Raw genomic sequence first — 17,601 nt, forward strand, 5'->3', positions numbered from 1 at the left:
AATAGGACAAAAAAAAGTTGGCTTTCTTTTGGAAGAGCCAACTTTGATTGTAGTCATAAAAATGTACTTTGTAACAAAGAGTTACTTAATTAACCCTGTGCTGCATTCTTAGACTTAATGGCTTCTTCGTAGCTAACAACTGTTTCAGCTACCTTAGATGCTTTTAAGATATGGTCGATTGCAGCGTTTTCAACCACTGCCGCCTTAACTTGATTTAACATTTCGTCATTGCTCTTATAATAGTCAATGACCTGCTGAGGATCCTGGTATACAGAAGCCTGATCGTTGATGTATGCATCAACAGTTTCGTCGTCCGCTTTAATCTCAGCCTTAGAGATCACTTCGTTCATAATCAGGCCAACTTTAACGCGACGCTCAGCCTGATCTTTGAAGATTTCGTCCGGCAGAGTGTTCACATCGAATTGAGCCTGCTGACCAAACTGCTGAAGCGCTTGCTGCTTAAGCCTTTGAATCTCGTCTGCAACCAGTGCAGAAGGAACATCAAATTCATTAGAAGCAACCAACTGGTCAATAACAGAATTTTTCAGAGCACCTTCCAGCGCAGTACGGGCTTCACGCTCCATGTTCTTGCGCACTTCAGCCTTGAACGTTTCCAGGTCTTTGCCTTCAGCACCAAAAGCGGTGAAGAACTCTTCGTTCAGCTCTGGCAACTCGGCTTCAGCAACTTCATGCAGAGTGATATCGAAAACCGCAGCTTTACCTGCCAGCTCTTCATTACCGTAGTCTTCCGGGAAGGTTACTTCAACAGCCTTAGTTTGGCCAACACTCATACCTTCGATACCGGATTCAAATCCAGGAATCATCTGACCTGAGCCCAGTGTTACGGACTGACCTTCAGCACTGCCGCCTTCGAAAGCTTCGCCGTCAACCTTACCAACGAAGTCAATCTTAACGCGATCGCCATTGACTGCCGGGCGTTCTACGCTTACGTAGTTAGCACGCTGCTTCTGCAGGTTTTCCAGCATAGTGTCGATATCGGCATCGGTTACTTCGGCAGAAGATTTTTCGAACTCGTAGCCGTCAAACGGAGCCAGCTCAACTTCCGGGAATACTTCAAAAGTCGCAGTGAACTCAACATCTTCACCCGCAGCATCTTTTGTAAATTCGATGCTAGGCGAACCTGCTGGAACAACTTTCTCTTCAGTCAGTGCTTTTACATAGTAGTTACGAACCACTTCTTCCAGAACTTCAGCACGGATACCAGCACCAAAGCGCTGCTTTACGACAGAAACTGGAACCTTACCTGGACGAAAGCCATCAATTCGTACACGACGAGCGGTTTCTTTTAATTTTTGACTAACAGCGTTATCTACTTCGCCTGCTGGCACGCCAACAGTCATGCGGCGCTCAAGACCAGTGGTCGTCTCGACAGAAACTTGCATGAGGCTTCCTCTTTAAACTTGTATCTTAAAACTGATGAATGAAATTTTTTGGGGCTGTTACTCTAAGTACGCAACAACCCATAATCAAGCCCTAAAACGCGAAACGCGAGGCAATCAGCACATTTTGGGCAAAAAAAAAGCCGTTTTAAAAACGGCCTTTTTCAAAACTGGGGTGGACGATGGGGATCGAACCCACGACCACCGGAATCACAATCCGGGGCTCTACCAACTGAGCTACGCCCACCACAATATACGTTGAAACTGGCACGCCCGGCAGGACTCGAACCTGCAACCACTCGCTTAGAAGGCGAGTGCTCTATCCGGTTGAGCTACGAGCGCTTGATGCCCGTCCCTACTGGTCACCTGTCACTACCCTCTTCAGTTGCCTGAAGATTGGTCGGAGCAGAGGGATTCGAACCCCCGACCCTCTGGTCCCAAACCAGATGCGCTACCAAACTGCGCTATGCTCCGACTGACTGTGTCCGTCAACGTGGCGCGCATATTAATGATCCCCTCTTACTTCGTCAAACGTTTTTTTAAAAAAATGTTAAAAAACAACACGATAGGGCCATTTTGATGGTTTTGAACAAAATTCATCCAGCAAACACAACCTTATTGCTGAATGAACGAGCGCGTGAGAAAATCGCCCGCCATTATGTATTTCTATATGGAAAGACTGTGACGGCAAAACTAATAGATGGAAAGGCAATCTCAATACGCCTGAAAGAACAGATCAAACTTGATGTAACAAGCTTAACCAGCCAGGGGCATCGCCCACCCGGTTTAGCCGTTATTATGGTCGGCAGCGACTTCGCTTCCGGGCGCTATGTAGCCAGCAAGATAAAATCTTGTGAAGAAGTGGGCTTCAAGTCTAAAAACTATGACCTACCTGAAACCACTAAGGAGTCTGAGCTGGTTGAACTCATTGATCAGCTGAATGAAGACGCTTCTATAGACGGTATTCTTGTACAGATGCCACTGCCTGAACATATTAATGCCGATACTATAGTAGAGCGCATTAAGGCAGATAAAGACGTTGATGGCTTTCACCCCTATAACATTGGCCGCTTGGCACAAAGACGACCGCTTCTTGAAAGCTGCACACCCAAGGGCATTATGACTCTGTTGCGAAGCACGGGTGAAGAGTTACGCGGCCTAAACGCCGTTGTCGTCGGTGCCTCCAACCACGTTGGCCGCCCGATGTCGTTAGAACTCTTACTCGCCGGCTGCACGGTAACCACAACTCACCGCTTTACCCGTAACCTGGAACAACACATCCGCGAGGCTGACGTTATTGTTGTTGCCGCCGGCAAACCCGGCCTGGTTAAAGGCGAGTGGATCAAAGACGGCGCTATTGTCATCGACGTTGGCATTAACCGTGATGAAAACAACCATATTGTTGGCGACGTTGAATTCGACGTTGCTAAAGAAAAGGCGTCCTGGATTACTCCGGTACCGGGAGGCGTAGGCCCTATGACAGTTGCCACCCTGATGGAAAACACACTGATTGCAGCAAAGCAGCTGCACCTGGGCATCACTAATTAACCAAAAGGAAACGACATGAACGTTTTAATGACGACCTCTATGGGTGACATCAAAATCGCCCTGAATACTGAAGCAGCCCCTAAATCATCCGCTAATTTTGAGCAGTACGTTAAGGATGGCTTTTACGACGGCCTGATCTTCCACCGCGTTATTAATGGCTTTATGGTTCAGGGTGGCGGTTTTGAACCTGGTATGAAGCAACGCACTACTCGCGCTCCTATTGAAAACGAAGCCAACAACGGCCTGAAAAACACCAAATACAGCATTGCCATGGCCCGCACTATGGACCCTCACTCTGCAACTGCGCAGTTCTTTATCAACGTAGCAGACAACTCTTTTCTGGATTTTAAATCTGAAACAATGGATGGCTGGGGCTATGCAGTGTTCGGTGAAGTCATTGAAGGCCAGGAAGTGGTAGACCAGATGAAGGCTGTTGCCACTACCTTCAAGGGTGGCCACCAGGATGTACCGGCTGACGATGTCATCATTGAAAAAGCAGTAATTGTCGAATAATGACACTTAGCTTTAGGAATGCGCTGTTTATTTCAGACATTCATCTAACAGCAGATCGCCCGGATTGTGTCCGGGCTTTTTTTGCGTTTCTGGATTGGATTCCCAGCTCAACGGATGCCCTCTTTATTTTGGGTGACTTCTTTGAATACTGGCTGGGTGATGATATCTCCACGCCACTGACCGAACAGGTTGCTCAAGCGCTGCGCAGGCTGTCTGAAAGCCACGATATTAACGTGTTTTATATTCCCGGAAACCGCGATTTTGCACTTGGCAAAGACTACTGCAACGCTGCCGGCATGACGCTACTGGGCGACGAAACCACGCTCACGATAGCTGACAAACGAGTCTCTTTAAGCCACGGCGACATCTACTGTACCGATGACAAACAGTATCAGCGATTCCGCAAAGTCATACGCAACCCCTTTATTCTGGGCACTCTGAAGAAGCTGCCAAAAAGCTACCGAAAAAAGCTGGCTGAAAAACTCAGAGCCAACTCCAAGCAGCGATTCAGTGAAAATCCGGTCTATATCGACGTAACCGAGAGCGCCATCACAGAGGCCTTAGGGTCACTAAGATGCGATGTACTGGTGCATGGTCATACCCACATGGCAGACATTCACAGCTACGAACATAACCAGTTAAGAATGGTACTTGGTGACTGGGACAAGCTTGGCTGGTACGGGAAAATTGATGAAAACACCCCTACCCTGCACCAATTCTCGATCAGCGACCCTAGCTTCTAATTACTGATAAACAATAGAGCGAAACAGCCCGATAAATGGATTCCGACAGTTAGATAACGGTATAAAGTAGAAATAATAATCTACATCCATAAAATCGGCGCACCCTTTAATTACGAGCCCCAAAATGCCTTTTCCTTACGATCCTGAGAACTACCAAAACCAACTTGAGAACAAAGCACTTAAGCTGAAAGGCTTATTTCAGGATTGGGAAACGCCCGAGTTAGAAGTCTTCGACTCCCCGAAAAGCCACTATCGCATGCGCGCGGAATTTAGAGTGTGGCATGAAGATGAGCGGTCCTTTCTTGCCATGTTTAAAAAAGAAGACCCTCGTACTCCGGTGTGCGTTAAAGACTTTCCTATTGCATCTGAGCTTATCAACGAGCTAATGGATAAAGTACTGAAAGCCATTCACGAAGATCCGGAGCTGCGCTTTAAACTGTTTCAGGTTGAGTTTTTAACCACCAAGGCGGGTGATGCTCTTATTACGCTTATTTACCACCGCCAGCTGAATGAAACCTGGGAAGAACGCGGCCGGCACTGGCAAGCAACCTGGGGCGTACCCGTTATCGGCCGGGCAAGGAAGCAGCGTCTGGTTCTGGATCGCGATTACGTGAATGAGCAGCTTGAGATTAACGGCAAAAGCTATCAGTTCCGTCAGTATGAAAATGGCTTCACGCAACCCAATGCGCGGGTCTGTGAAAAAATGGTTTCCTGGGCTGTGAATCACACCCGCAATTCACAGCAGGCAGACCTGATGGAAATGTACTGCGGCAATGGCAACTTTTCGATCCCTATGGCCGAGAACTTCCGTAGAGCCCTGGGAACCGAGATTTCACGCACATCCGTGAAATGCGCCAATGAAAATATTGAGCTGAACAAGCGCGAGAACCTGAAGATTGCCCGCATGGCCAGTGAAGATCTATCTAAGGCCTGGCTGCACAACGAACCCAACCGAAGGTTCAATGAGTTCGGCATTTCAGAATACGACTTTGACACCGTACTGGTAGACCCGCCTCGCGCCGGCCTGGACGGCGACAGTGTAGAGCTGCTGAAACATTTCCGAAAGATCGTCTATGTTTCATGCAACCCAAACACCCTTATCGAAAACCTGGAAAGCCTGAAAAACGAATACCGCATAACCGCATTTGCGTTTTTTGACCAGTTTCCTTACACCGATCATATGGAAGCCGGTGTCGTACTGGAACGCCTTTAAACGAGCCTCACTATTCACCGTTCAGCGTCGCCAGAATGCGGCGCCTACCGGCATCGTTTCTGTGCTCACCCAGTACAATCCCCTGCCAGGTGCCCAGTGCTAAAGAGCCGCTGGCGATAGGAATCGTTAAACTGACACCGTATACCGCACTCTTAATATGGGCAGGCATATCATCCATACCTTCGTAATCATGCAGGTACAGATTGTGCCCTTCCGGCGCTATTCGGTTGCTGGCAGTTTCCAGATCGGCCCGAACTGTCGGGTCGGCATTTTCATTTAAACTGATCGAAGCAGAAGTATGCTGCAGGAACAAATGCAGCACACCAACGTTCAACTGATTTATTTCAGGCAATTGCTCAATAACTTTGATGGTAATTAAATGAAACCCGCGCTCATAAGACGGTAAAATCAGCTGTTTTTGAAACCACATAAAATACCCCGGAGAATTCAGCATGTTGCAAAACCTAAGGTTATCCAGAATACCGGCAGATGACCAATTACAAGCCTGGAATGCAGCAGATGAGTTACTCCTGAACCGGCAGGAAGAAGTTCAGGGCAACAGCCTGATCGTTAACGACAGCTTTGGCGCTATTGCTCTTTCGCTGAACAACAAGCAGGTAAGCTGCTGGCTGGATTCGGCAACATCCGCTGAAGCGCTGCAGCACAACGCAAATCAAAACAATCTAGTAGCACCACCTCTGGTGTTTCCGCCATTCACCGATGGTCAATTTGAGACAATCGTTATTCATATTCCCAAATCGGCCAGCTATTTTTCATGGTTGCTGGAAACACTGAAACCCAGCCTCACCGGAAATAGAACAGTTCTTGCGCTAGGCATGACCAAGCATATAAACAATGCGCACATTAAGGTAATGAATGAACAGTTCGCTAACGTAAACCCCGGCAGAGCGGAGAAAAAAGCACGGGTCATCAGACTTACGGAACCGAGAGAACCCGCCACAACCAATAAAACAAACTGCTATGCGAACCCTCTAACCCATGAAGACATTACCGTACTGCCCGGTTGCTTTGCAGAGAAATCCATCGACCCCGGTGCCAGAGTTTTTATTTCATACTTTAATCAATTGCCAGAGGCTAAAAAGGTACTCGACCTCGGCTGCGGCAATGGCGTTCTGACTCAGACGTTTTTATCTGTGCAGCCATCGTCTGAGGTTCACCTGGCCGACGACAGCCGACAAGCAATAGACTCTGCAAAACTGAACCTGCAGGGGCAGCACAATTGTTTTTTTCATCACAGCAATGGATTAAACAACCTTAAGGCTGAAAATTTCGACCTTATTCTCTGCAACCCGCCCTTCCACCAGAATTCAACCGTGACGCTAACCGTTGCAGAAAAACTGATCAGCGATGCCGCAAACGTATTGTCAAAAGAAGGTCAACTCTGGCTGGTTGCCAACCGGCATCTGGATTACAGAAAAACACTAAAAGAGCACTTCAATACCCTAAACATTGTATCGAAGGATGCTCGCTTTAACGTTATCTGCTGCACGAAATGATGGGGTTAATCAGCCTGAAAACTTGTGGCGAACCTCAAAACAGCGATGGGGTTTGCTTCGCTTAAAGTCTAATGGCACTGAGCGGTTCGTAATGTCTTTAACGTCGTATTTTTCATACAGACTGTCAGCCATATGGAAGCGCTTGTAGTTGTTGGAAAATATCAGCACACCCTCTGCCGTCAGGCAATTCATTGCACTGTTCACTAAAAACTCGTGGTCACGCTGAACATCCAGAGTATCTTTCATACGGGCAGAGTTACTGAATGTTGGCGGATCAAGAACGATAATATCAAACGAATCCTTACAGTCTGCCAGCCACTGCATGCAATCTGCATGAATAAACTGATGACTCGGGCCTTCTTTTCCGCCGTTAAGCTTCAGGTTATCCCGGCCCCATTTCAGGTAGGTTTTAGACAAATCTACGCTGACGGTTTTTACCGCCTTGCCCACGAAAGCATGAGAGGTAAAGGCCGCCGTGTAACAAAACAAGTTTAGCACTCGCTTGCCATTGCAGTTCTGTTGCACCCATTGCCGCGAATTACGGTGATCCAGAAACAGACCGGTATCCAAATAATCAAACAGGTTTACCTTCAGCTTTACGCCATGCTCGGTCACTTCAAAGAACTGCCCCTGACTGGCGTTGCGCTCATACTGGCTCTGGCCACGCTGGCGCTCACGACGCTTTACAGCAATGCGCGATACCGGCATTTCAAACATATCGGACAAGGCTTCCAGAGCCAGCATCAATCTCTGCTCGGCTTTTTGTACCGGAATCGTTTTAGGAGGCGCGTATTCCTGAACGTGCAGCCAATCGCCATACTTATCAACCGCGACCGCGAATTCCGGTATGTCGGCATCGTAGATGCGATAAGCTTCAATACCTTCTTTTTGCTGCCATTTCTTCAACTGCTTTAAGTTTTTGGTGATTCTGTTCTTAAAGCCCTGAACCTGTTCATTGGTCTTAGTTGAACTTTCAGCGGATGCTGCACGGTCTTCACCGGCATCATACAGATACAGCGTGGTTTCAAGCGGGCCGTTATGGAAACGCTTTTTATCATAGGGCCGCAGGCCCACTTCACGAGCCAGAACATCATCGGATGTTAAAATGCCGATTCGCCAGTCAGCGAGCTTTTCACGCGCCAGCTCACCAATCTTCCGGTAGGTTTTCAGCAGCAAAGGCTTATCGCCCAAACGCTCACCATAAGGTGGATTTGATAGCCACAACCCCGGCTTAACCGGTCGGTGGGTTGGCATTTCCCATTCATCCAGCGATTTGTGATAACAACGAACCTGTTTCGACAGGCCGAGGCTATCAAGCGTTTCATTGGCCGCAGCGATAACCCCGCCATCGGCATCGTAGCCAATGACCGCAGGCATGGTTTCAATACCCTTTTCACGGCGTTGACGCGCCTCGCGCAACAGTAGCTGCCAGGCAACGTTATCGTGCTGCAGCCAACGCTCAAAGGCGTACTCCACCCGGCCGAGTCCGGGCGCGTAGTCGGCGGCTATCATAGCCGCCTCTACCACCAGCGTACCCGAACCGCACATCAGATCAAAAAAGGACTTCCGCTCTTTTGCCATTTCCGGCCAGCCTGCGGCCATAAGCAGCGCAGACGCCAGGTTTTCTTTTATCGGTGCCGGGCCAGTAAATTGCCGGTAGCCGCGCTTATGCAACGATTCGGAGGTGAATTCGAGGCCAACAAACATCTTCTTTCGGGCTACCTGCGCAAAAATTGACACATCGGGGCTCTTGGCATCGACATTGGGCCGCGAACCATGCTTATCGCGAATCTGATCGACGACCCAATCCTTCACCTTCTGAGCACCAAAGCGGGTATCTCGGATTTCCGGAAGGTGCCCGCTGAATTTAACCCGAAGGGTGCCGGTCGGGCGCAGATGTTCATCCCACTGAACAGAAGTAACCAGTCTCTGCAGTTCATCAAAGGAAACTTCGCTGGTTTCACCCAAAGCAAGATAAACGCGGTTTGAAAGCCGGCTCCACAGACAAACCCGGTAAGCATCCGCCAGTGAGCCGCTAAAGGTCACGCCTTTATGCCAATCTCCAACCTCAACTTCGGCAATCTGAGTAATTTCCTGCTTTAAAAGCCCATGAACACCTTGAGGGCAAGTCACCCAAAATCTATAAGTTTGTTCTGGATTCATTTTTAGACAAATTCTCTATAAAAAATTAATGTTTCTGTAACAAAAGCCTATAAAGCCTGAAGTGCGTTGAAACCCACCTGCTCTGTAGGGCCCGCAATTAGCTGCATGCCAATGTTTCCGATTTCTTATTAATAATGTTCATTAAAAAAAGCATTAATAGAAGTTTTTAATAATCGACATGCCCGTCCGCAATTATGTACAACTAGCTTAATCTTTAGTTGTTTACTCGGAGCGGAGCCAGTTTCCGTTCCACTCTCTGGCACTATAAGTACGAGGAAGACGTATGAGAAGACAAAAAAGAGACAAAATGGAACGAGCATTTCAAAAAGGATATCAAGCTGGTGTAGAGGGCAAATCCAAGGACCAATGCCCTAAGAATGAAGGTCCTGAACATCAACAGTGGGTCAACGGCTGGCGCGAAGGACGCAGCGACCACTGGGACGGCTACACAGGGGTTAGCGGCATTCATCGGGTAAACGAAGTCGTCATTCATCATTAAACCAACGAATTCATGCAGAAAAGCCGGTTAATAGCCGGCTTTTCCGTTTTAAGGCCATTATATTTTGGCCAGTAATGCCGCAATTTTCTTAACCAGTGATGGCCCAGAATAGATAAAGCCTGAATAAATCTGAACCAGATCCGCCCCGAACTTCATTTTTTCTTCCGCATCGTGCGCGCTCATAATGCCGCCAACCCCCATAATGGGAATGCTTTCATCCAGCTGCTCACGGAATTGCTTCAATACTAAATTAGACTGCTCACGCACCGGCGCACCGGAAAGCCCACCGGCTTCATCGGCATGTTTACACCCTTCGACAGCTTCGCGTTCAATGGTGGTGTTGGTTGCGATAATGCCGTCGACCTTCATCTCGTTGAATACAGCAGCCAGGTCAGCGACCTCTTCTTCAGTCAGGTCTGGCGCGATCTTAATAAAGATGGGCTTGTGGTCGAACTCTTTGTCCAGCTCCTGCTGGCGATCTTTCAAAGCCTTGATCAGGTTCTTCAGGTTATCGCCAAACTGTAAATTACGAAGGCCGGGCGTATTAGGAGAAGAAAGGTTTACCGCGACATAACCGGCATGTTCATAAACTCTATCCAGGCAGTACAGATAGTCGTTTATCGCCTCGTCTTCCGGTGTGACCTTGTTTTTTCCGATATTAATACCGATCACACCTTCATAATTGCTGCGCTTTACCCGCTCAACCAGGTAATCGACCCCTTTATTGTTAAAGCCCATTCGGTTGATCAGCGCTTCTTTTTCCGGAATTCGAAAACAGCGTGGCTGAGGGTTACCAGGCTGAGGTTTGGGCGTTACAGTCCCAACCTCAATAAAGCCAAAGCCAAACGCACCCAAGGCATCAATACAGTCGCCGTTCTTATCCAACCCTGCTGCCAGACCGACGGCATTAGGAAATTCAATCCCGCACACCGTGACCGGCTTTTGCTTGGTCAACTTCGGCATAAGCGAAATTAACTTAAGGCGTTGCGCTGCAGCCAACGCGTCCATAGTTAGATCGTGTGCGGTTTCAGCTGAAAGCAAAAAGATTACCTTACGGAACACTTGGTACATTGAACTCTCCTGGCCAGAATTTGGGGCGCGATTATACGTTCTTTAGCCATGGTGGATAGCCATAAGATCAAGAGATTTTATCTATTCCTGAAAACTTGTGATGTTTATCGAACCGAATCGCGAAAGTACCCTGAATTCCCTCGTGGGTAACGAATGGCTGAAGGATGCTGCTGGGGAACTGCACACGGCGGCCATCCCGGGCAACGGCCGAAACCTGAGAGACCTGGCCCTGGTAATGACGCAGGTAATCATCTGCAGAGATAAAGATATCTACGATAATGGAGTCAGCGAACTCATTAGCACTCAAAATAACCTACCCTTTTACTGTGTTTTGCGAAACCAGCTGAACGAAAACAACTATAAACCCAACCACTTAAAAAACGCTGAATTTAGTGAATTACAGCCCTTATTATTTCTTACACCATTAGATCATGCTTTAAATCAATCATTTATTAGTTGATGGTTGGTTTTTACGAAAATAAGAAAAATCTGATTACATCTCAACTATTTACTTTACGGAAATTCACAATTAACCCGTAATTCCTACCCTTTATTTACACCAAATCATAAAATTCACAAATACAAAGCATTTCCCAATGCCTTACAAACAGCTTTGCCTATACTCGGTTTTCGGCACATTAGAAAAACTTAATTTGCCTATTCCGATAAAAAGAAAAAGAGAGAGAAGCATGAAACTAAATAAGATCACCCTTGCTATAGCTGCTGCCGGCAGCCTGGCTGCTACCCCCTATGTAACCGCCGCAGGCTTTCAGGTTACCAACCACTCGGCTTCAGGCTTAGGCCGCGCTAACGCAGGCGATGCTGTTATTGCTGATAACTCTAGCGTCATTGCGAATAATCCAGCTGCAATAATGTTACTTGATCAATGGGAAATTTCGTTCGGAACAAACGCTGTGGCACCAAATACAGATGTAACTGATGTAACACTAAACAGCGCTTTATCATTAGAAGATGACGAAGATGTAACCAATACATCTTATGTTCCTTATTTGTACCTCGTTCGCCCTGTTAATGATCAACTGTCATTTGGCTTCAGCGTATATTCTGATTTCGGCACTAATGTTGAGTATGATGATGAATTCAATGAACAAGCAAGCGGCGTTACTGGTCTATTCGCTGGTTACACCAAAATCTGGTCAATTAACTACAGTGGCACCGCGGGCTATCGCGTAAATGAATCCTTGAGTATTGGTGGCTCAGTAAAAGCTCTAAACGGTGGTGGCACATTTGAACGGCCTGGACCAGATGCCGGTGCGGGTGAGTCTGGCGTTGATTTTGAAGGCTCCGGCTGGACTTTCGGATGGGATATCGGTGCAGTATACGAGCTTAGTGAAGCCCATCGCTTTGGCTTAAGTTATAAGAGCGCGATGGACCTGGAAGTCGATGCACACGGCTCAAGTACATTCTCCACTTATCACCCAACTTATGGGTACTTAAGCTATGATATAGACAACTTAGATATTAGCTTACCATCAATTGCAGAATTTTCAGGTTACCACGAGTTAAACGATAGGCTGGCAGTGCACTACAGTGCTATGTATATCGGATGGGGGGTATTCGAAGATCTGGTCTTTAACTTAGACAGCGATACCTATACCGAATACACCAAAGAATATAACTGGAATGACTCTTGGCGTTTCTCTTTAGGTAGTACCTACAGCCTTAATGAGAAGATAACATTGCGTGCAGGTATCTCGTACGATGAAAGCCCAATCTCAGAAGATGACCGTCTGTTCTCTATCGTAGATTCAAACCGCATGTGGTATTCAACCGGTGCTACCTGGCAGGTAAACGAAAATGCATCTGTTGATCTTGGCTTAACTTATCTTGTTGGTGAAGAAATCGAAATTACAGAAAGCATCGATACAGACAGCGATGGTACGTCAGATTACACTTTAGAGGGTACATCAGAAACCACAGCTTGGTTAGCCGGCCTGCAGGTCAACTACAAATTCTAAATCACTTTATCTAAAGCAAATAAAACCAGCCACCGGCTGGTTTTTTCGTTTTTCGGTATCAGAACTCCGCAACAGTCGCCTGCGCCAAATCGAGCAACTCACGAATCGCTACACTGTATAGACTAAACTCCGGCTCATTCACCGAGCGCACCTCATTCATCATGCGCAGCCAGCGATCAACCAAATCTTTATTGGTTTCCAGCCATTGCTCAACCTGGGCATTGATATCCAGATCACTTTTATCGGTCAGTAAGCCCTGAATAATCTTTCTCTGCTGCCATTTAATGTCATCACGGAAAGACTCGCGCGCCATCGCCTGCCAGTGCGTACTGACGTTGATCGCATTAAGCGTGGATATAAAAGATTCCAGCCCAAGCGCCTCACCAATACAGAAGTAAGCCTGAGCTGCAAGGTTTACATCCTGATTCAGGTTTTGAGCCGCAGCGATTATACCCAGCGCAGAATAAAGCATATCGACGGAAGCAATCTTTTCCGCCAGTGCTTCCGGCACACCGGCATCCATCAAATCCTGTTTTTCCTGCAGCCAATCATGGCGGGCATGATCAGGCAGCATATCTTTAAGCTTGGATTCCAGCTCTGCCAGCGGCTTCTTAAACAGCTTGATAATCTGCTGGGTATCCAACCCGGACCGGAAGTTCTTTATCACCCAGCGCGTAGCACGCCGAACCATGCGAGATGTTTTCAGCATAATGCTGTTTTGCAACTCGGAAGAAATCTTATGGTCCAGTGCTTCTATCTGCTGCCAGATATCAACCAACCCATACACCTCACGGCAAGCCATAAAGGCCTTAGCAATTTCTACGGCAGAGGCACCGGTGCTTTCCTGCAGGCGAATAAAGGCTGTGATGCCCAGGTAATTTACCAATTCGTTTGCGGTAAGCGTGGCGATTATCTCTTTGCGCAACAGATGCTTGTGGATATCAACACCGGGCTTGGTAACCAGCGCCTTAGGAAACTCCGCCTTAATGATCTGACTGACTTCCGGGTCACCGGCAAGCTCATCAGTGGCCATCTGCTCTTTCAAGTCACCTTTTACGTAAGAAATAAGCACGGCCATTTCCGGCCGGGAAAGACCAATGCCATCCGCTTTGCGCTCAGAAATGATGTCATTGGATGGCAGGAATTCCAGTGCTCGGTCGAGCTTGCCTTCAGATTCCAGCATGTTCATTAAGCGACGATACTCTTCCACGCGACGGTAAGACTCTGAATACGCGATACCCAGCGCCTGAGTTTGCCGGTAGTTGTTCTTGAGTACCAACGCAGAGACATCTTCCGTTAAAGATTCCAGCGTTTGGTTGCGCTGCTTCACGGTTAAATCGCCATTAGTGACCATCTCATCAAGCAATACCTTGATATTCACTTCGTGGTCCGAGCAATCGACGCCACCGGCGTTATCGATGAAGTCGGTAAAGCAGGCGCCGCCATTGAGGCTGAACTCAATACGACCAAGCTGGCTCAAGCCCAGGTTGCCGCCCTCGCCCACAACCTTGCAGCGCAATTCATTACCGTTAATGCGCAGGGCATCGTTTGCTTTATCGCCAATATCAGAATTAACCTCGCGACTGCTTTTAACATAGGTGCCGATACCGCCATTCCAAAGCAGATCGACCTTCGCCTTCAGCATGGAAATGATCAACTCTGTTGGCGTCACCTTAGCTTTGGTGATGCCCAGCACCGACTTCATTTCTTTGGTGACGGTGATCGATTTAGCACTGCGCGAATAGACACCACCGCCCTGCGATATCAGCTTGGTATCATAATCCGCCCAGGATGACCGGGTCAGGTTGAACAGGCGCTTACGCTCTTTGAAGCTCTCTTTAGCATCCGGCTCAGGGTCAAAGAATATATGCATATGGTTAAAGGCACCGATCAGTTTCACGGAATCGGACAGCATCAGGCCGTTACCAAAGACATCACCGCCCATATCGCCAATGCCGATCACGGTGATCGGGTCTTTTTGCACATCCACGCCCTGTTCACGGAAGTGACGCTGTACACTCACCCAGGCACCGCGGGCAGTAATACCCATTTTCTTGTGGTCGTAACCATAAGAGCCACCCGATGCAAAGGCATCGCCCAGCCAGAAACCGTATTCTGCGGCAACGCTGTTGGCTATATCTGAGAATGTGGCCGTACCCTTATCGGCGGCCACAACCAGGTAGGGATCATCCTCGTCGTAGCGCACCACGCTTTTTGGTGCAGAGATTTTCTTTTCTACCAGGTTATCGGTGATATCGAGCAAGCCACGAATGAAGATCTTGTAACATTCAATACCTTCAGCCATGACCGCTTCACGATCATCGGCCGCCGGCAGGCATTTGGCCACAAAGCCGCCCTTAGCCCCAACGGGCACAATAACGGCATTCTTAACCTGCTGCGCCTTAACCAGGCCCAGTACTTCGGTACGAAAATCTTCATTGCGGTCGGACCAGCGCAGCCCCCCACGGCTGACACTGCCACCACGCAGGTGAACACCTTCCACTCTGGGCGAATAAACAAACACCTCATACTTCGGCTTCGGTAACGGCAGCTCCGTAATGACATGCGGATTCAGCTTAAAGCTGATGTAATCCTTGCGCTGACCGGATGCCTCTTCCTGGTAGAAATTGGTCCGCAGCGTTGCATTTATTAACTCAACATATCGGCGGAAAATCCGGTCTTCGTTGATGTTGTTGACGTCTTCAAGCTGATCAACAATTGCCTTTTCCCACTTTTCCGTGGTTGCTTTCGACTGTTTCTTCTGCGGGTTAAACCGGGCGGAAAACAACTCTGAAAGATCATTGGTAATGGCAGAATAATGAATCAGGGTTTGCGACAGGTACTCAGTACTCAGGCTGAATTGAATCTGCTTCAGATACTTGGCGTATGCGCGGAACATCGCCACTTCCCGCCAGGTCAGGCTGGCCTTCAGAATAAGCTGGTTAAAGGCATCGTTTTCTGCCCGGCCCTGCCAGATATTAATAAACGCATTAGAGAAGCGCTCGCGGTGCTTCACCGGGTCTAAATCCGGTATTGGCTCGTAAATCAGATTGAAATCGTAAATCCAGGTACAGCCGTATTGCGGGTGCTCAATCTCAAACGGAAACTCATCGACAACCTTCAGGCCAAAATTTTCCAGCACCGGAATTAGGTCTGAAAGCAGCAGCGCTTCACCCTTATTGAAGATCTTCAGTTTCAGAACACTGCCATTCGGCTCTATGGTTCTGAAGAAGCTCAACGACAGGTTGGTGTCTGAGCTCTGATGAAGTTTTTCTATACGCTGTACATCGGCAACACCGACGCGTGCGCTGTACTCTTCAATGTAACTCGGCGGAAAGGCATCCGCGTAGGATTGATACAGTGCAATCCCCTGCTCTTCGCCAAAGGTTTCAACCATGGCCGAACGCAGCTCTTCATTCCAACTGCGTGAAAACTGTTCAATACGGTTTTCAAACATTTCCGCCGGCGGCAGCTCTTCTATGGGGCTGGCCAGCTTGAACACAAACCTTGTTCGGGTGAGCACCGATTCGCTGAAGTAGGTTGTAAAGTCGGAGCCTTCCACATCGAAGTAATCGGCAAACATATCGTGCATCAGAATCCGAATTTGGGTATTGAAAATATCTCGCGGCGTGTACACCACTATATTCAGAAACTTTCCGTACGCATCGGTGCGCATAAACAAGCGAATCTGTTTACGTTCCTGAATGGACAGAACCTCATTGCCGACCGTCAACAACCGGTTAACGGAGCTTTGAATTAACTCATCTCTGGGGAAATTATAAAGAATGGCCGCCAGCTCTTTATAGGCATGATTGCCGGCAAGATAACCACTTTGTTCCAGAACCTGCGCCAGCTTTTTACGCAGCACCGGTATATTGGCCGGGGTTTCGTTGTACACGGAAGAGGTATATAGCCCCAGGAATCGACGACCACCAATGACTTCACCCTTGTCATTAAATTTCTTAACGACAACGTAATCTGAATAAGCGGAGCGATGCACCGTGGAGCGTCTGCCGGATTTGGTGAAAATAAGCAGCTCTTTCTTGAACACGTGCTCGCGGCGAGTTTCCGACATCTCATCAATCACTTCAGAGCGGCGGTTTGTCACCTTTTTAAACAGGCCCAGAGCGGTACCCGGCACCTGCACTACACAACCGTCTTTTACTTCGTATTCATCGTAGGCTAAAAAGCTGAAATGGTTATCGCCCAGCCATTCCATAAAAACGATGGCTTCTTTGGCATCATCCGCCGAAACCGGCAACGCACTGGTTTTCAGCTCTTCGACGACGTCCCTGGTTTTCTGGTGCATTACCGGGAAATCGTTCACGACATAAGAGACATCGCTTAAAACCTGCTTAAGAGACTGCTCCACCTCCCGCGTTTGGCTGGCATCGCTGGTGCGGTCCATCTCCATACACAGCACAAGCTCTTCGTTGCCTTTGGCGTCGAAGCGCTCAAACAGCCCTTCGGCGTTGCGCACCACATTAAAGACACCATAAAAAACAGCATGAATGTTAATGGCCTTTCTGTTCAGTGCTAACCGGGCAGAATCGATAATAAACGGCATGTCATCAGAAACAATGGCCACGATGGTGTGCTGACTCTGCCAGTCGTGCTCTTCAATATTCGGGTTCAGTACCTGAACACCCTTATGAGTGTCGCTTTTGCTTTGCAGAGCCCCCCATAGAGTAACAACCATGCCGGCCAGATCACTCTGCTCATAGTTGTTCAGATCGCGCATGGACGTGTGCTTGAGAAATTCGCTAATAAAGGTTTTCAGGTTTTGGTGATGTGTTCGGGCAAAGTGCGACTGCAGCCGCTGAAAAAGAGTGTCTACAAGTTCGTCGCGGTCTAACTGCAAGTGGGTGGTCATATCAGCCTCATTATTTTTTAGTTTGAGTAGAGTGATACAGGTCGGAAATCAAAACAAACACCAGTTACGTAAATGTTTAGCA

Annotated in this window: 13 protein-coding genes and 3 tRNA genes; 7 read left to right on the forward strand and 9 right to left on the reverse strand. The window is 48.0% G+C overall.

Annotation, left to right across the window (positions count from 1 at the left end):
- Positions 1-89 precede the first annotated feature (89 nt).
- The 4 genes from tig to BCF53_RS05460 form a co-directional block, all read right to left on the reverse strand.
- Positions 90-1,403, reverse strand: coding sequence for a trigger factor (tig, locus tag BCF53_RS05445; RefSeq protein ID WP_132700499.1), 1,314 nt, complete (start codon positions 1,401-1,403; stop codon positions 90-92).
- Positions 1,404-1,571: 168 nt separating this feature from the next.
- A tRNA-His gene (locus BCF53_RS05450) sits at positions 1,572-1,647 on the reverse strand.
- Positions 1,648-1,665: 18 nt separating this feature from the next.
- A tRNA-Arg gene (locus tag BCF53_RS05455) sits at positions 1,666-1,742 on the reverse strand.
- Positions 1,743-1,797: 55 nt separating this feature from the next.
- A tRNA-Pro gene (locus BCF53_RS05460) sits at positions 1,798-1,874 on the reverse strand.
- A gap of 207 nt (positions 1,875-2,081) precedes the next feature.
- On the opposite strand from BCF53_RS05460, the gene folD reads away from it, so the two are divergent.
- The 4 genes from folD to trmA all read left to right on the forward strand — a co-directional run bounded on the left by folD (position 2,082) and on the right by trmA (position 5,417).
- On the forward strand, positions 2,082-2,948 hold the full coding sequence (gene folD, locus BCF53_RS05465; protein ID WP_132700500.1) for a bifunctional methylenetetrahydrofolate dehydrogenase/methenyltetrahydrofolate cyclohydrolase FolD: 867 nt from the start codon (positions 2,082-2,084) through the stop codon (positions 2,946-2,948).
- Positions 2,949-2,963: 15 nt separating this feature from the next.
- Complete coding sequence (locus BCF53_RS05470; RefSeq protein ID WP_132700501.1) at positions 2,964-3,461, forward strand: peptidylprolyl isomerase; 498 nt, start codon at positions 2,964-2,966, stop codon at positions 3,459-3,461.
- Positions 3,461-4,204 carry a UDP-2,3-diacylglucosamine diphosphatase gene (locus BCF53_RS05475; RefSeq protein ID WP_132700502.1) on the forward strand — a complete coding sequence of 248 codons (744 nt, stop codon included), beginning with the start codon at positions 3,461-3,463 and terminating at the stop codon, positions 4,202-4,204. Before BCF53_RS05470 ends, BCF53_RS05475 begins: the two co-directional genes overlap by 1 nt.
- A gap of 124 nt (positions 4,205-4,328) precedes the next feature.
- On the forward strand, positions 4,329-5,417 hold the full coding sequence (gene trmA / locus BCF53_RS05480; protein WP_132700503.1) for a tRNA (uridine(54)-C5)-methyltransferase TrmA: 1,089 nt from the start codon (positions 4,329-4,331) through the stop codon (positions 5,415-5,417).
- Positions 5,418-5,427: 10 nt separating this feature from the next.
- On the opposite strand, the gene BCF53_RS05485 is transcribed toward trmA, so the two are convergent.
- Positions 5,428-5,847, reverse strand: coding sequence for a secondary thiamine-phosphate synthase enzyme YjbQ (locus BCF53_RS05485; RefSeq protein WP_132700504.1), 420 nt, complete (start codon positions 5,845-5,847; stop codon positions 5,428-5,430).
- Positions 5,848-5,869: 22 nt separating this feature from the next.
- On the opposite strand from BCF53_RS05485, the gene BCF53_RS05490 reads away from it, so the two are divergent.
- Positions 5,870-6,934: a class I SAM-dependent methyltransferase gene (locus tag BCF53_RS05490; RefSeq protein WP_132700505.1), complete on the forward strand. Its 1,065-nt coding sequence runs from the start codon at positions 5,870-5,872 to the stop codon at positions 6,932-6,934.
- Between the two features lie 9 nt (positions 6,935-6,943).
- Here the strand turns inward: BCF53_RS05490 and rlmKL are convergent, their stop codons facing one another.
- A complete protein-coding gene (rlmKL, locus tag BCF53_RS05495) occupies positions 6,944-9,097 on the reverse strand; it encodes a bifunctional 23S rRNA (guanine(2069)-N(7))-methyltransferase RlmK/23S rRNA (guanine(2445)-N(2))-methyltransferase RlmL (protein ID WP_132700506.1) in 2,154 nt (717 codons plus the stop codon).
- 283 nt (positions 9,098-9,380) lie between these two features.
- On the opposite strand from rlmKL, the gene rmf reads away from it, so the two are divergent.
- On the forward strand, positions 9,381-9,596 hold the full coding sequence (gene rmf, locus BCF53_RS05500; protein ID WP_132700507.1) for a ribosome modulation factor: 216 nt from the start codon (positions 9,381-9,383) through the stop codon (positions 9,594-9,596).
- Between the two features lie 57 nt (positions 9,597-9,653).
- On the opposite strand, the gene BCF53_RS05505 is transcribed toward rmf, so the two are convergent.
- Entirely contained in the window at positions 9,654-10,667 is a 1,014-nt protein-coding gene (locus BCF53_RS05505) for a quinone-dependent dihydroorotate dehydrogenase (protein WP_132700508.1), read from the reverse strand.
- Positions 10,668-10,734: 67 nt separating this feature from the next.
- Positions 10,735-10,974, reverse strand: coding sequence for a DUF2835 domain-containing protein (locus BCF53_RS05510; protein ID WP_132700509.1), 240 nt, complete (start codon positions 10,972-10,974; stop codon positions 10,735-10,737).
- A gap of 289 nt (positions 10,975-11,263) precedes the next feature.
- On the opposite strand from BCF53_RS05510, the gene BCF53_RS05515 reads away from it, so the two are divergent.
- Positions 11,264-12,646 (forward strand): OmpP1/FadL family transporter, encoded by a 1,383-nt coding sequence (locus BCF53_RS05515; protein ID WP_132700510.1) that lies wholly within the window; start codon positions 11,264-11,266, stop codon positions 12,644-12,646.
- A gap of 58 nt (positions 12,647-12,704) precedes the next feature.
- On the opposite strand, the gene BCF53_RS05520 is transcribed toward BCF53_RS05515, so the two are convergent.
- Positions 12,705-17,519 carry an NAD-glutamate dehydrogenase gene (locus BCF53_RS05520; protein ID WP_132700511.1) on the reverse strand — a complete coding sequence of 1,605 codons (4,815 nt, stop codon included), beginning with the start codon at positions 17,517-17,519 and terminating at the stop codon, positions 12,705-12,707.
- Positions 17,520-17,601 lie beyond the last annotated feature (82 nt).

This window comes from Reinekea marinisedimentorum (assembly GCF_004341165.1).
GTDB classification, from domain to species: Bacteria; Pseudomonadota; Gammaproteobacteria; order Pseudomonadales; family Natronospirillaceae; genus Reinekea; species Reinekea marinisedimentorum.